This window comes from Actinokineospora sp. NBRC 105648, assembly GCF_030269645.1.
Taxonomy (GTDB): domain Bacteria; phylum Actinomycetota; class Actinomycetes; order Mycobacteriales; family Pseudonocardiaceae; genus Actinokineospora.
The window spans coordinates 1-14669 of sequence record NZ_BSTR01000082.1 but is presented as its reverse complement, the minus strand read 5'-3'; the positions used below and the strand labels follow the sequence as shown (position 1 = coordinate 14669).

Annotated in this window: 13 protein-coding genes and 2 pseudogenes; 5 read left to right on the top strand and 10 right to left on the bottom strand. The window is 69.2% G+C overall.

The window, feature by feature from the left end:
* Positions 1–1351: 1351 nt before the first annotated feature.
* From QSK30_RS35840 to QSK30_RS35825, 4 genes are all read right to left on the bottom strand, one after another.
* Positions 1352–4744, bottom strand: coding sequence for a SpoIIE family protein phosphatase (locus QSK30_RS35840; protein ID WP_285509864.1), 3393 nt, complete (start codon positions 4742–4744; stop codon positions 1352–1354).
* Positions 4745–4904: 160 nt separating this feature from the next.
* Positions 4905–5147: a hypothetical protein gene (locus tag QSK30_RS35835; RefSeq protein ID WP_285509863.1), complete on the bottom strand. Its 243-nt coding sequence runs from the start codon at positions 5145–5147 to the stop codon at positions 4905–4907.
* Positions 5148–5270: 123 nt separating this feature from the next.
* Positions 5271–5705 carry a hypothetical protein gene (locus QSK30_RS35830; protein WP_285509862.1) on the bottom strand — a complete coding sequence of 145 codons (435 nt, stop codon included), beginning with the start codon at positions 5703–5705 and terminating at the stop codon, positions 5271–5273.
* Between the two features lie 92 nt (positions 5706–5797).
* Positions 5798–6190, bottom strand: a complete 393-nt coding sequence (locus QSK30_RS35825) for an STAS domain-containing protein (protein WP_285509861.1) — start codon at positions 6188–6190, stop codon at positions 5798–5800.
* A gap of 114 nt (positions 6191–6304) precedes the next feature.
* On the opposite strand from QSK30_RS35825, the gene QSK30_RS35820 reads away from it, so the two are divergent.
* Positions 6305–6706 (top strand): ATP-binding protein, encoded by a 402-nt coding sequence (locus QSK30_RS35820; RefSeq protein WP_285509860.1) that lies wholly within the window; start codon positions 6305–6307, stop codon positions 6704–6706.
* Between the two features lie 580 nt (positions 6707–7286).
* On the opposite strand, the gene QSK30_RS37075 is transcribed toward QSK30_RS35820, so the two are convergent.
* Positions 7287–7685: an aromatic acid exporter family protein gene (locus tag QSK30_RS37075; RefSeq protein WP_352231681.1), complete on the bottom strand. Its 399-nt coding sequence runs from the start codon at positions 7683–7685 to the stop codon at positions 7287–7289.
* Between the two features lie 152 nt (positions 7686–7837).
* On the opposite strand from QSK30_RS37075, the gene QSK30_RS35815 reads away from it, so the two are divergent.
* Positions 7838–8305 (top strand): response regulator, encoded by a 468-nt coding sequence (locus QSK30_RS35815; protein ID WP_285509859.1) that lies wholly within the window; start codon positions 7838–7840, stop codon positions 8303–8305.
* A gap of 157 nt (positions 8306–8462) precedes the next feature.
* Here QSK30_RS35815 and QSK30_RS35810 read toward each other — a convergent pair whose 3' ends face one another.
* The 4 genes from QSK30_RS35810 to QSK30_RS35795 all read right to left on the bottom strand — a co-directional run bounded on the left by QSK30_RS35810 (position 8463) and on the right by QSK30_RS35795 (position 10956).
* Entirely contained in the window at positions 8463–8897 is a 435-nt protein-coding gene (locus QSK30_RS35810) for a hypothetical protein (protein WP_285509858.1), read from the bottom strand.
* 83 nt (positions 8898–8980) lie between these two features.
* Positions 8981–9352, bottom strand: a complete 372-nt coding sequence (locus QSK30_RS35805; protein WP_285509857.1) for a cupredoxin domain-containing protein — start codon at positions 9350–9352, stop codon at positions 8981–8983.
* On the bottom strand, positions 9353–10150 hold the full coding sequence (locus tag QSK30_RS35800) for a ferritin-like domain-containing protein (protein ID WP_285509856.1): 798 nt from the start codon (positions 10148–10150) through the stop codon (positions 9353–9355). It lies immediately after the preceding gene.
* Positions 10147–10956 carry a ferritin-like domain-containing protein gene (locus tag QSK30_RS35795; RefSeq protein ID WP_285509855.1) on the bottom strand — a complete coding sequence of 270 codons (810 nt, stop codon included), beginning with the start codon at positions 10954–10956 and terminating at the stop codon, positions 10147–10149. The genes QSK30_RS35800 and QSK30_RS35795 overlap by 4 nt, the downstream gene beginning before the upstream one ends.
* Positions 10957–11399: 443 nt before the next feature.
* Here QSK30_RS35795 and QSK30_RS35790 point away from each other — a divergent pair.
* A pseudogene (locus QSK30_RS35790) lies at positions 11400–11990 on the top strand (transposase); the annotation flags it as partial.
* A gap of 30 nt (positions 11991–12020) precedes the next feature.
* Here the strand turns inward: QSK30_RS35790 and QSK30_RS35785 are convergent.
* On the bottom strand, positions 12021–13571 hold the full coding sequence (locus QSK30_RS35785; RefSeq protein WP_285509854.1) for an ISL3 family transposase: 1551 nt from the start codon (positions 13569–13571) through the stop codon (positions 12021–12023).
* Positions 13572–13645: 74 nt separating this feature from the next.
* Here QSK30_RS35785 and QSK30_RS35780 point away from each other — a divergent pair.
* Positions 13646–14356, top strand: a pseudogene (locus tag QSK30_RS35780) (IS256 family transposase); the annotation flags it as partial.
* Positions 14357–14430: 74 nt separating this feature from the next.
* Positions 14431–14669: helix-turn-helix domain-containing protein (locus tag QSK30_RS35775; protein ID WP_285509853.1), on the top strand; the 239-nt coding region annotated here is incomplete at its 3' end.

Below are 14669 nucleotides of genomic sequence, written 5' to 3'. Positions count from 1 at the left end.
CCGACTCTTGTTGACCGGTGGCCTGGACTACTCACCGGGGAGATATCTGGCCACCAGCGGGGAGATCACCGGCCATCTACGGGGCGGTAAGTGGCCGCCCATGGGGATCTTTCACTGGCCGCCGACACGCGGCTGTAGTGATGGGCAGGCTGCGGCGGTGGGATCGTGGGCCTCCGTCGCCGACGCTGGTCGGTTCGACGTGGACGCGCGGCTCGGTGAGGTCCGGTGGCGGCAGGTGCGCGATCGCACGTGTTCGCACGCTTCTCAGTGCTCCGCATGGGCAGCCGCCAGGAACCGGGGAACGAGTATGTCCGGTGTAGACGGTGATGAAGTCCGAGTCCTTTGGACCCGTTTCCCCGCTGACTCGGCGTCCACGGGCGTGGTCGACATCGAAGCCGACCGCGTTGTGATCGCGGCGGGCAGCAGTGTCGGCGACCTGCGCGGTGTGGGCGAGTATCTTGCTGGAAACGCACCCGGCGTTGAGGCAGGTCCAGCCGAGGAGGGGCCTCGGCGATGATGGCCACGTCGAGGTGGGCGAGGGAGTCGGTGATTACGGCGTTGCCCGAACCGGCACCGATGACGACGAGATCGCGGTGTCTCACCCGCGCAACGTAGGCAGAGTACCCATACGCCCGTGCGGCGAGAAGTCCGGCGTCCCCTAGGACGCCGGATCAGGTCAGCGGTAGGGGCGAAAGATTGGTGCCCGCGAGCGCGACCCGTTGGTCGGGCTGGTGGCGCAGCGCGATGGCCTTGCGGCGCCGCTCCTCGGCGACCTCACGACGCCTTTGGTGGAGAGAGCGCGGTGACGGAATCGTCGGGTAAGGCGCCGCAGTCCTCGGTGCTCCTTGATCAGATGTTCGGCAGTCTTGGTGTCAGGGGCCGTGTGGGTTTTGTTGGCGGTCTGGGCATGAAGCGGTGTGATCGCGGCGGTGAGGAGGCGTTGGATGGCAGTCCTGCTTGAGGCGGGGCACGTGGCGGGCGTTTGCGGTGCCATCCACGGAAAGAGCGACAAGGGTGCACCGAGTAGGTCGAGTCCGGACAGGACGCCGAAGAGGTCGCCGGTCAGGAATCACACCCGCCGCAGGGCTTGCTGCTGTCCGCCGAACCCGAGCCGATCGCACACAAGACTTGTCGCCTGCGGGGCTCGAGCCTGAGCACCCGGGCGGTCGGGCCTCTGTTCCACTCGGAGGCAGAGGATTCTGAGCTACGACGGCTCAGCCGAATCGAAGACATAGCGGATGCGCTGGACGCGCGGTCCTGACCCGCCAGGCGCTCACAGCAGGTCAAATCGACGGTATGCGGGCCCTCCTAACGAGGCCGACAGCGTCGGTCGTACGTGGGTTTTGATCGGTCAGGTGATGTGGATGGCCAGGAGGGCGATGTCGTCGGCGGGGTGGGATCCGGGGATTTTCGTGGCGAGGGTGTGCAGGAGGTCGGGGAGTGGTCGGTCGTGGAGTTCGGTCAGCAGGCGCGTGGTGGTGGTGAGTTCGTCTGTGTAGTTGCTGCCTGGTCGGTCGATGAGTCCGTCGGTGAACAGCAGGAGGGTTGATCCGGGGGGCAGGGCTTGCTGGTGGTCGCGGCGTGGGAGCGGGGTGAGGCTGTGGTGGATGAGCCTGCCGGGGGCGAGGAGTTGGTCGACGGTTCCGTCGGGGTTGAGCAGCAGGGGGCGTGGGTGTCCGGCGTTGGTCCAGGTGAACATCCAGGCGCCGGTGGTGTCCTGGTCGAGCTGGCCTTGGATGAGGGTGCCTGAGGCGGTGGGCAGGAGTTGAGCGCAGGCGTGTTCGAGGGCGGTGACGGCGGTGGCGGGTCCGGCTGCGGGGTGGTCGAGGACCGCTTGGCGGAGCATGTTGCGGACCTGGCTCATGAGGGCCGCGGCGTGGATGTCGTGGCCGGTGATGTCGCCGATGGTGACCGCCAGGGACATCCGGTTGCCGTCGGTGGCGGGCAGGATGAAGGCGTCGTACCAGTCGCCGCCGACGAGGTGCTTGACGGCGGCGGGCCGATAGTGGGCGGCCAGGGCGAGGCCGGGCACATCGGGCAGACCGGTGAGGGTGGCGGTTTGCAGGTTGAGCGCGGTGTGGTGTTCGTGCTGGTAGCTGGTGGCGTTGCCGAGGGCGATGGCGGCGCGGTCGATGACGGCGGTGAGGAAAGGGCGGTCCAGGCCGGTGCGGGCCGCGGTGGTCAGGCCGGTCAGCTCGACGACGCCGGTGTGCTCGTCGCGGTAGACCAGCGGCAGGACCAGCCGGTCGTCGTCCTGTTCGCCGGGCGCGCGGGGCGGGGTCGAGCCGGTGGTGTGCAGTGGCCGTAGCGGGGCGTGCGGGCCACCGTCACGGACCTCGATGGTGAGCGCTTGGCTGTAGGCGGGGGTGAGATGGCGGGCGAGGGTCGCGGCGACGACGTCGGGGTCCAGGCTGCTGTTGAGCTCGTGGGTGATGTCGGCCAGGTGCTGCAGGCGGGACGCGGCGGCGCGCCGCTGCCGGGCGGTGGTCAGGTGGGTGCGGACCCGGGCGAGGAGTTCGGCGGTGGTGAACGGTTTGACCAGGTAGTCGTCGGCGCCGCCGTCCAGGCCGTCGATGACCGCCCCGGTGCCTGCCCGGGCGGAGACCATCACGACCGGGACGTCTCGGGTCCGCTCGTCCTCGCGCAGCGCCGTCAGCAGGGCGAAGCCGTCCAGGCCGGGCATCATCACGTCGGTGAGGACCAGTTCCGGGGGGTGACGCAAGGCGACGTCCAACGCGGTGTGCCCGTCGGCGACCGCGTGGACCCGCCAGTGCGGGGACAGGATCCTGACCAGGTGCGCGCGCATGTCGGCGTTGTCGTCGGCGATCAGGACCTCGACCGGTCCGTCGGGGTCGCCGGAGATCCGGGTCGCGCTGACCCAGCGGAGTGCTTCGCTCACGAAGGCCGCTGAGCGGTCGACGTCCTGTTCCTCGGGAGCCGGTACCGCAGGTGCCGCAGCCGTTGCCGGTTCCGCGGCAGGGTCGCCGGCGGGTTGGGTGAGGGGTGCTGGGCGGTAGGGCAGCAGGACGGTGAAGGTGCTGCCCTGGCCCGGCAGGCTGGTGGCCTCGATGGTGCCGTGGTGGCGGTGCAGCAGGTCGCGGACCAGGGACAGGCCGATGCCGCTGCCCTCGACGCTGCGCGAGTCGCTGTCTTCGACGCGGTGGAACCGGTCGAAGATCAGGGGCAGTTCTTCGGCGGGGATGCCCACGCCGGTGTCGGTGACGCGGATCCGCGCCCACCGCTGCCCGTCGGCGGCGTGCTGGACGTCGACGGTAAGGGTGATCTCGCCGTCGAGGGTGAACTTGAAGGCGTTGGACAGCAGGTTGAGGACGATCCTCTCCCAGGCCTGCCGGTCGACCCACACCGGTTCGGGCAGCGGACGGCAGTCCAGGGTCAGGTCGATGCCACCGTGTTCCAGGGCGGGCTGGAACAGGGAGGCCAGTTCGGCGGTGAACGCGGCCAGGTCGATCGGTTCGAGGTGCAGCCGCTCGCGACGGTCGGCGGTGGTGAACTCCAGCAGGGTGTTGACGTGGCGCAGCAGCCGCAGCGCGTTGCGGTGGATCATGTCCAGCCGGTCGCGTTCGGGGGTGTGCGGGTCGGCCAGGAGGCCTTCCAGCGGGCCGAGCATGAGGGTCAGCGGGGTGCGCAATTCGTGGCTGACGTTGGCGAAGAATGTCGTCTTGGCCCGGTCGAGGGCGGCGAGCTGATCGGCGCGGTGGCGGGCGGCCTCCAAGGCGGAGGCGTCCGCGATCGCGGCGGCGACCTGACCGGTCAGCAGCCCCGCGAAGGTCCGGTACCCGGAATCCACAGGACGGCCGGGGTGCAGGCCCAGTATCAGGAATCCCGCGGGCCGGTCGGTGGCCGCCGCGGTGATCGGCGCGATCAGTGCCTGCGACGGCGGCCCGAACTCCGCGCGAGCCATCCGCTCCAGCCCCGGATCGTCGGGGCAGTCCACCCGCACCGGCCCCGCGAGCGCCTCTCCCACCGGCCAGCAGGACACCGGCCCCGAGCCCGTGGTAGACAGGGCCAGCGTGCGGGGGGCGAGCGCCTCCTCCGGGTTCACCCCGGCGACGGCCGCCAGGACCGCCCGCTCGCCGTGCTCCTCCAGCAGGTACAGCAGGGCGAAGGGCACGTCGACCGGATGCCGGGCGAACACCTCCGCCGCCCGCTCGCACGCCTGGGCAGGCGACGCGGCGGTGCGCGTGTGTTCACTCAGGTCGGCCAGCAGCGCGGTGCGACGCGCCCCGACCACCTCGGCCGTGGTCTCGGTGACGGTGGCGAAAACCCCACCGACCTCGCCGGTCTCGACGCTGATCGGGCTGTAGCAGAAGGTGAAGAAGCATTCCTCGGACAACCTGCCGCGCTCCAGCACCACCAGCATGTCCTCGGAGTACGCGGGTTCCCGGTTGGCCATGACCCCGGCGAACATCGGGCCGACCAGGTCCCACGTCTCGGCCCACACCTCACGGGCAGGGCGCCCCAGGGCGCCGGGGTGCTTGGACCCCAGGATCGGGATCACCGCGTCGTTGGTCAGCTGGGTCAGATCCGGTCCCCAGAACACGAAGCTGGGGAACCGCGACATCAGGCACAGGTCCACCGCAGTGCGCAGCGACTGCGGCCACCGCTCCATCGGGCCCAGCGCCGAGGCCGACCAATCCCGGGCGGCGATCATCTCGCCCATGATCCCGCCGGCGGCCAGGACAGCGCGCATCGCCGCGGGCGGCCGACCGGGCGGGTCCGTCACCGACCCGGCATCCACGACATCATCCCCGCGATCATGTCGACCCTTTCGCCGCAGGCCCGGGACGCTCGCGATACCCGCCCGTACCCGCAGGCAATCTACTTCACAGAGTTCATCGCGGTCTGCCCGCTCTGTAGAGATCGTGTCGGGTAGGGACCCGATGTCACGGGTTACCACTGTCCAGGCCGCACGGACGACCCGGCGGCCAAGGGCCGGTTGAGTAGAACGCACCGCCGATCTCGGCAGCGAGGGTCGTGAGGGTGACGAGGTAGGAGCCGAGCAGGTTGGCCAACGCGACACGCGGTCCGAGGCGTTCGCGCACGAGGTCGAACACCGGCCGCCCGCTGACGGCGGCGACGCGGCCGGACATCTCGGCGTAGACGCAGATCCCGATCACCCCGAGCACGACGACTCACGCGAGGCGCATTCCGACGCGGGCGCCGGTCTCGGAGGTTGCGACCAGGTCGCCGATGTCGAAGAACCCGCCGATCGCGGTCAGGATCCCCAGGTTGACCGCCAAGAATCCGCTTCACGACCCCGCTATCTCGCCCAGCCCAGCCACCACGCGCTCCAAGCGGCACAGCACTGCGGTCAGGCCAGGCTGGTCGTCGTCCTCGGCCGTGCGGGCGGCGTCGGTGGTCGCGGAGACCGCCTCGGTCAACAGCGGCACCGCCTGATTCCGGAGTCGGGCGCTGTCGTCGCCGGGGACTTCGATGTCGAGCAGGTCCTGGGCGGCGGTGGAGGCGCGGTCACGGGCGTTGTAGACGACCGCGACCCGGTACCCCGTGGTGACCCGGCCGTCGAGGGTGGCCTGGGTCAGTAGCCGCGTGGTCTGCGCGGCCGATCCGGCGTCCCACGCGCTCGCGGTCGCGGTCGACTGGTGGTCGTCTTGGTGGTGGTCGGCAGGGCCGAGACGATCTCGTCCACTGGCACCGCCCCACCACGACCGAGACCGCGATCCCATGCTTGCTCATGCCGCCCCGATACCCCCGCTGACCTATGAATGAATCGCAACGGCGGTCGACGGACGAATGGCGCAAAGCGGCAGGGACCGGCTCAGGCTGGGTTGCGTGGGGTGCGGACGAGGGCGTCATCGATGTCCGGATGGATCGCGAGGGTGGTGTCGAGGCCGGTGATCTCCAGGGCGCGCAGAACGGCGTGGGCGCTTCCGGTGATCACCTTCAGCTCCGCACCTGCGCTTCGGGCGGTGGACGTGGCCTCCAGGAGCGCGGCCAGCCCCACGGAGGCCAGGAAGGTCGTGCCGGACAGGTCGAGTAGCACCATGCCCGCTCCGGTCTGTCCCGCGTGGTCGATGGCCTGAGTCAGCCCGTTGACCAGCTCGGACACTGTGCCCAGGTCGATCTGGCCTCGGGCGGTCACCACCAGTACGCCGTTGTCTGCGAGGGTGTCCTGGTCAACGGCCAGGAGCGGGAGTTGACGGTCTCTCACCTCTCGATGCAATCACACCATCGAGGGCCCCGCGACAGGTTCGTCGCCGACTGCGTTCGGTCCGGTTGGCCACAGTGGGGCGTGAATGGGCGGGAGTGGGGCATTCAGGTGGGTATGACCATGGTCGAGTGGGCGGTGTTCACCGCGACGGTGCCGGTGCGGGTCGAGCAGTTGGCTCTGATGCGTGTCCGGGTGCGCGGGTGGGTGGCCGACAGCAAGATCACCGACCATGCCCGCCACGACGTGGTGTGGGCCGCGAGTGAGGCGGTGAGCAGCGCGATCGACCACCTGCGCGCCCGCCGGGGTGGTGGGGTCGCGGAGGCGACGGTGACGCTGCACGTGGATGCCGAAGTGCTCGTGCTGACCGCCAGGGACCACTTCGCCTGGACCGATCCCGGACGCGATCCCGGCTCGATCGACAGCCTGATGGTGATGCGCGAGATGACCGACCGGATGAGCCTGACCACCGACCCCGACACCGACGTGAGCACCTTGATCGCCGTCTTCCTCCGGTGACCCGGTCGAGGCGGGGGGCGAGGGCGGCTGGCGGGTGTGGGCGTCGAGGCCAGCCGGGCGGGAGCAGCATCGTGCTGAGCCCGCGTTTGGCCGCCGAGTGCTCTACCGGGCTGGTCATCCGCGCGTGGAGTCCACTGATGCGCGCAAGGGCGCCGGCAATGGCCTGGCCGAGCTTCTTCGCCCGGCGTGGAGGCCACCTTCACGACGTCGGCAAGGTGGTCCAGGACCGCCGCGTAGTCGGTGCGGGACTCGTGGGAGGGGGGAAGCGGTGCAGTGGTCCCGGGTCGGTGCAGGAATGCACCGACCCGGCGATCTGCACCAACTGCGGCCACGCCGCCCGCAGCCTCGCGGCGGGTCAGCCCCGTCGTGCCCGCGGCGGCGCAAGTTCAGCGGGGCGGCCTCGGTGCTCAGCCGCACCGCGTCCTCGGCGTGGCGGACCAAGTGCTCGACCTCGGTGGTGCGCCGGATCAACCGGTTCGCATCCTGGGGTTCGTCGGCCGCGCGCAGTGTTTCAGCAAGTCCGGACAGGACCGATCGCAGTGTGGCGGCGAGTTCAGCCGTCGCGTCGCGGGTCCGACGTTCATAGGTCGGTGGCAGGACCAGGGTGTTGATCAGGGTGCCCAGGGCAGCGCCGAGGGCGGTCTCGATGAGCCGGTCGAGCAGCATCATCTCCCGACTGGCGCCGTTGCTGGTCAGTACCAGCGCTGCGGTCACGCCGATCCACCACGTCCCGACCAACAGCCCGGCCAGCACAGCGACACCGAGCCCAATGGGGTTCGGGAATCAGCCGGGAGGCCAGGAGCGCCACCAGCACCGCGGTGCTCGCCGCGATCGACTGCTGGGCGGACCCCTTGATCGACCGGAACACCGTCGACTCGACCACCAACACCGCCGAGTACGGAGCGAGGAACGGCTGCGGCAGGTGCAGCACCCGGTCGGCCAGCACCCACGCGAGCACCGCGGCCGCGGCTGCCTTCAACAGCCTGGACGATCGTGTTCCTGTTCCTCACCTCGTCCGTGCCCCAGCCACCTCGACGTGCACCCCGCTCACGTCGATGTCACACGCATGGCCGACGTGGGACATGGCACCATTTGCTCGTCCATCCCGCCCCAGCACGCCTAGGAGTAGGCATGACCGACCAGACGGCGGAACGAGGCGACTCGACCCCCACGGCGGCCCCCTTCGACGTCCTGCTGGTCGAGGACGACGAAGGCGACGTGATCATGATCCGCGAGGCCCTCGAGGCCCGCGCCACCAGCACCACACTGCATGTGGTCAACGACGGCATTGAAGCGGTCGCCTTCCTGCGCCGCACCGACGGCTACCAGGAGGCGCCCCGACCGCGGCTGATCCTGCTCGACCTCAACATGCCGCGCAAAGACGGCCGCGAGGTCCTCGCCGAGGTCAAGACCGACCCGGACCTGACCGCGATCCCGGTGGTCGTGTTCACCACCTCCGCCGCGGACGAGGACGTACTCAGCAGCTATTCGTTGCACGCCAACGCCTACGTCACCAAACCCACCGACCTGGACGAGTTCATGGCCGCGGTCGGCAAAGTTGACGAGTTCTTCGCCGCTACCGTGCGGCTACCCGCCTGACCCACGGGTCCGGACTGCGCACCAACCACGATGGGTAGGTGCGGTCGCCACTGTGATCGCGCAGGCCGGACGATCTCATCGCGTCGGAGTTGCCCTTGCGGAGTGGGATGTGTGTCTGGCGAGAGCCGGGTTCGCAGGGTGAGAAGTGTGGTCGGTGTCAGCTGGCGTGTCGGCCGTGTGGTTGGCCGGCCTCGGGGGTGGTGGCTGGTGTTCGTGTCGGGCGCAGCAGGAGTGCGGTTCCGGCGGCGAGTGCGGCGATGGCTTCGGCGATGGCGCTGAGGGTCTTCTCGGTGTACCAGGTGGGTTCGTACATGTTGGGCAGTGGACCGAGGGCGCCGAGGTCGACGTAGTGGTAGAGCAGGACCGCGGCCAGCGAGCCGATCGACACGAGCAGCGCGAACGCGGCGGCGGCGCGGTGGGCGGTGGCGAGGACGGCCAGTGCGGCGAGGACCGCGATGACGGCCTCGACGCGGAAGACGGTGCCCTGGCTGATCGTGGCGACGTTACCGTCGTAGTCGCCTGCGACGCGCAAGTGCAGGAAGGCGTTGACCGCCAGACCGGCGGCGGCGACCGCGCGCAAGGGCAGGGACATCGTGTCCTCCTGGTTGTCGGGCCTGGTACCCGGCCGGGACGGAGTGACTCGTCGTCGGCCGGGTACCGGGGTCTTCCGACGGGCTACCGCACGGTGACGGTGCCGGTCATGTACTGGTGGATGGAGCAGATGTAGGGGAACTCGCCCGCCTTGTCGAAGGTGTGCGCGAAGGTCGCCCCGCCACTGAGGTCGTCGGAGCCGAAGGACTTGTCGTTGGCCTTGACGTTGTGCTTGGCGGAGTCGGTGAACTTCCAGGTGACCTTGGTGCCGACCGCGACGGTGAGCTGCTGCGGCGCGAACGCGAAGTTCTTGACCTCGACGGTCACCTCGCCGCTGGCGACCGAGCCACCCGCGGCCGGTGCGGACGGGGCGGCCGAGGTGCCCGGCGAGGGGGAGTCCGTGCCGCACCCCGCCAGCACCAGGAGCAAGGCCGCGGCGGCCAGGATTGCCCGCATCTACTTGGCGGTGAGCACGTCGGGCTTCACGGCCTTGTCGACGCCGATGAAGCTGTCGGGCACCGGGTACTGCCCGAGCACGAAGTTGAGGATCGCGGCGTGCATGGCCTCGACCGGCTGGATGGTGGCCGCGGTCATGATGCCGCCCGCGTCGGTGACGTTGGCGGCGGCGAAGGTGTAGGTCTGCGCGGCCGCGTTCTCCAGGTCCAGGGCGATCTTGGCCACGTCCGGCACGGACTTCGCCTGCCCGAGGGCCTTGACCTGGTCGGCGGTGATCGAGAGCGGCGCGTCGGTGATGGTCGGCTTGCCCGCCTTGGACAGCACCGCGTTCCAGGCCGCGGAGTGGTCCTGGTGCTGCTTCATCGCGGTCTGCACGAACACCCCGATGGCGGGCGGGACGGTGCCGAGGGTGCCCTTGCCCGCGGCGTCGAGGGCGCCGGTGTAGGCGGTGACGGCGAGGTTCTCCAGGGCCGCGGCCAGGGCGACGACCTTGAGGTCGCCCTCGTAGGTCGCCCCGGCGGTGGTGCTGGGTGCTGCCGCGCTGGTGGTCGCCGTGGAAGCGGTGTCGTTGTTCGAGCAGGCGGCGACCACACCGAGCGTGGTGACCCCGCCGACGCCCATCAGGAATCCGCGGCGGCCGGTCGGGCGACCGCGGGTGATGTGCGCGAGGTTGGCGGAGAACTCGTCGAGCAGCTTGCGCACGCCCGGGAACGTCGACTCGTGCAGCTCGTCGAGATCGCGGGTCATCGCGGTCAATTCACGTTCGCTGATCTGCATCTCTGGGCGCTTGTCGGTCACTTGACCGCTCCTTCGTCGACCGGCGAGGCCTTCTCGGTGGGGAAGAACGCGTCGGGGAAGCCCACGCCACCCGCGGCGTCGGGCAACTTCGCCGCGTCCGGCGGCAACGCGATCAACTGCGGTGCGCCGCCGTCGAGCAGCGCCTTGACCGCGAGCAGGATCGCCTTGTGCTGGGACTCGACCCCGGCGACGCTGGCGAAGAGCTGCCGGAGTTCCGGGGTGGAGACCTGGCTGACGTTCTTGGTGTAGGTCTGCGCCGCGACGTCCTCCAGCGCGATCGCCAGCGCGACGACGTCGGCCGGGCCCTTGATCGTGGGCACGGTCTGCTGCACGACCGCGGCGTACTTGGCGTTCGGGTCGTTCTGCGCCTTGCCGCCGAGCTTGGCCGCCGCGGCGTTGAACGCCTGCCCGTGCTCGGTGTGCTGTGCCATCGTCTTCTCGGCGAACGCCTTCACCACGCCGTTGGCCTCGGCGCCACCGATGAACGGCAACGTCAACGCCGTCTTGTAGGTCGCCACGGCCAGGTTCTCCAGGCTCGCCGCGGTCTGCAACGCCTGCACGTCCTGCGCGGTGTCCGCCGCCGCCGGGGACGCCGCCAGCAGGGCGCCCGCACCCGCCAGCCCGACCGCCAGACCCGCCTTGCCCCAGCCCGGCCACTGCCCGCCCGGGTCCCGCGAGGCGCGGGTGTCCAGCGCGGCCTCGACGTAGTCGTCGAGGTCCCGCCTGGCCGTGCGCATCGCGTCGGACTGCAGGTCGTCGGACTCCACCAGCAACTCGCGCAAGCCGCGCTCGTCGACAGGACCCACCACACACCTCCATCGAATCGAATCAGCGGAGCCACGCCACAACCCGGCGACCGTCCACTCACCGCCATTCGACAGAGAGTTCGCGACCAACGCCAACTTGGCCCGCAGCTATCACCCGAACGAGTCGACTTCATGCGAGGGCCCGCCCGGCCCGTGCTCATCTCGCTACCTGCGGCCTGTCAGGGCACGGAGGGTAACGCTCGCAGTCTTCAGGTCCGTTGGATAAGCACCGCTCTACCGCGTGAGTCTCGCGTTTCGCGGGCACGGAGACCGGACCGCAAGTGGCTGTCGTCCTGCCGAACACCGATCAGTCTCGCGGGCGCGAAAGATCCGACCGACTAACGACCTCGTGCATGGTTGGGTGGGGCCACGCGAGATGATCTTGATGTGGGGCGGGGACTGTAAAACGAGCGGTGTAACTCCCGATCATGGAAGTGCACCTGATGACCGACATGATGTCCGGCGTGGAGAACGCCGAGAACTCGAAGCCCGCGACCGGCCTGGACGGCCTGGACGAGCAGCTCGTCGCGCAGTTGCTGAGCAGCGCGAAGGCCAGCGGGCTGAAGCTGACCGGCGAGGGCGGGATGCTGCAGCAGCTGACCAAGCTGGTGCTGGAGTCCGCGCTCGAGGGTGAGATCACCGATCACCTCGGCTACGACAAGCACGACCCGGCCGGCCGCGGGACCGGCAACTCGCGTAACGGCATCCGCTCCAAGACCGTGCTCACCGACGTGGGCCCGGTCGAGATCGACGTGCCTCGGGATCGGGACGCGAGCTTCGAGCCCAAGATCGTCGCGAAGCGTCAGAGGCGCCTGGGCGGTGTGGACGAGATGGTGATCTCGTTGGCTGCCAAGGGTTTGACCACCGGGGAGATCTCCGCGCACCTCGCGGAGGTCTATGGCGCCGAGGTGTCGCGGCAGACCATCTCCACGATCACCGACAAGGTGATCGAGGGCATGGTCGAATGGCAGAACCGGCCGCTCGACGCGGTGTACCCGGTGATCTTCATCGACGCTATCCACGTGAAGATCCGGGCTCTGTCGCCGATCTTGTGATCGCGAGGGTCAGGTGTGGATGAGGCGTTTGCGGAGGAGGTCGAGTCCGGCGCGGCCGAACATCTGTCGTTTCAGCATTTTGAGGCGGTTGATGGTGCCTTCGACCGGGCCGGAACTGTGAGGCAGGGTGAGTCCATTGCGGACCGCGTCGAGGTCGCGGCGGAGGAAGTGCGCGAACGACGCGAGCGGTCGCAAGGTGTCCTTCTCGGCGGTGATGATCCAGGCGTCGAGGCGCTGGCCTTGCAGGCCTGTGAGCATGGTGGCGAAGTCGCGGACGTGGGTGACGAGCCGGTCCAGGTCCGGGGATCGCCGTCGGAGCTTGCGGAGTCGAATCGCGTCGTCCCGGGTGAGGCGGTCGGGGCGGGTCATGATCCAGGTGGTGATCTGCCGGACGGAGGGCGGTTTCGGTGCTGGGACAGGTGCGTGTCCTCGTCCGTGGCGGAATCGTCGGAGATAGCGTTGGACGGCCAGTTCGCCGCCGGTGTAGCCGCGTTCGGTGATCTCGCGGAAGAGTTGGGTGGCGTTGCGGTGTCCGTCGTTCCACCGCTGGTGCAGGTATTCGACGTGCGCGTCGACGACATGGGCGCGTTGCTCGGTCTTGGCGATCAGCTCATTGACGGAGGCGGCGTTGGCGAACTTGCGGACTGTGGCCGGGTGTAGATCGAGTTGACGTCCGACTGCGGCCTTCGACCAGCCTTTGCCGATCAGGTGCTGGACCGCGGCGTGGTGCTCGCGCATCCGACCGATGATCTTCTTCTCCGATGACCGTCGGACCACCGCCGGAGCCTCCGTCGAAGGCGGGACTGGAGTTGGGTCGGCCAGGTGGACGCGCAACGCGTTGACGGTCTTCTCCACGGTCTGGCCGAGGTTCTGCCAGAGATGGAACCGATCGGCGACCTGGATCGCCTGCGGGGCGCCACTTCGAGCGCCCTCGGCATAGCCGCTGGCCCGGTCACGACAGATCACCTCGACACCAGGATGCTCACGCAGCCAGGTGGCCAGCCGGTCGCCGTCGCGGCCGTCGAACATGTCCAGTGACCGATGGGTGTCAAGATCGATCAGCAGCGTTCCGTAGCGGCGTCCGCGGCGCAGCGCGAAGTCGTCCACTCCCAGCACCTTCACCTCGGCGAGCGGCTCGTCCGGGATGGCTTTGACCAGCCGAAGCAGCGTGTCCCGACCGGCGAGTTGACCTAGTGCCGCGGCCAATCGGGAACCGGCGCGGCCCGCCAATGCCAGCCCGATCGTGGTCAGCATCGCGCGCAGTCGCGGTGTGTGACGGCTGTGCGGGCTGGTCACATCGGGCACCTGCTCAGCGAACGTGGCCGCCAGACAGGCGTCATTGAGACAGCGGAACCGGCGGACCGCCAACTGAATCACCACACGAGCGCCCGCGACGCCGATGTCGGTCAACCGCCTCGAGTAGCGGCCATGAACCGTGGTCGAGACCTGACCGCAGCGGCGACAGGACGCCGAGTTGGCACGCACCCGCGCCGTCAACCCGACCACCCCGTCACTGCGGTCGATCCGCTCGATGACCAGGGCAGACAGGTGCGGGAACAACTGCTCGAAACCATCACATGCACACCGCGGTCATGATCACAGACGCCCGCGATCACAAGATCGGCGACAGAGCCAAGATCCGTGACGGTCAGGTGGCCAACCGGCCGATCTACGTCGCGCTCGCGGTCACCTGCGAAGGACGGCGCGACATCCTCGGGTTGTGGGCCGGCGACGGCGGCGAGGGCGCCAAATATTGGCTGCACGTGCTGACAGAGCTGAAGAACCGGGGCGTGGCCGACGTGCTCATGGTCGTCTGCGACGGGCTGACCGGGCTGCCCGACGCGATCACCACGGTCTGGCCTCAGACGATCACCCAGACTTGCGTGGTTCACTTGCTGCGTAACAGTTTCCGCTACGCGGGCCGTCAGCACTGGGACGCGATCGCCAAGGCGCTCAAGCCGGTCTACACCGCGCCGACCGAGGCCGCCGCCCGCGAACGGTTCGCCGAGTTCACCGAGGCGTGGGGTGGCCGGTATCCGGCGATCGTGCGGTTGTGGAACAACGCCTGGGCGGAGTTCGTGCCGTTCCTGGCGTTCGACCCGGAGATCCGCCGGGTGATCTGCTCGACCAACGCGATCGAGAGCGTCAACGCCCGCATCCGCCGCGCTGTGAAGGCCCGCGGGCACTTTCCGAACGAGCAGGCCGCGCTCAAGTGCGTCTACATGGCGATCATGAGCCTGGACCCGACCGGCACCGGCCGTGCACGCTGGACGATGCGCTGGAAACCCGCGTTGAACGCCTTCGAGATCGCCTTCGACGGCCGCCTGGCCGCCGGACGCATGTAGTTTCCTTCAACCCGAGTTACACCGCTCGTTTGACAGACCCGTGGGGGCGTGCAGCGGTGGTGTCTAGTCGTCGGGTGACGGGCCTGTCGGCCCAGGTGATCGCTGATCTGGTGGCCGAGGTCGGCCCGGTCTGGCAGGCGCGGCAAGACGCGCGGCGGGTAGCTCGGCCGCGTGTGCGGGCGGTGGGTGCGGGGGCGAGGTATCGGTTGGTGTTCATCGATCGTCTGTTGGCCACGCTGGTGCACCTTCGTCACGGTGTCACACACGACGTGCTGGCCGCGTGGTTCGGGGTGGATCGGTCCACGATTACCCG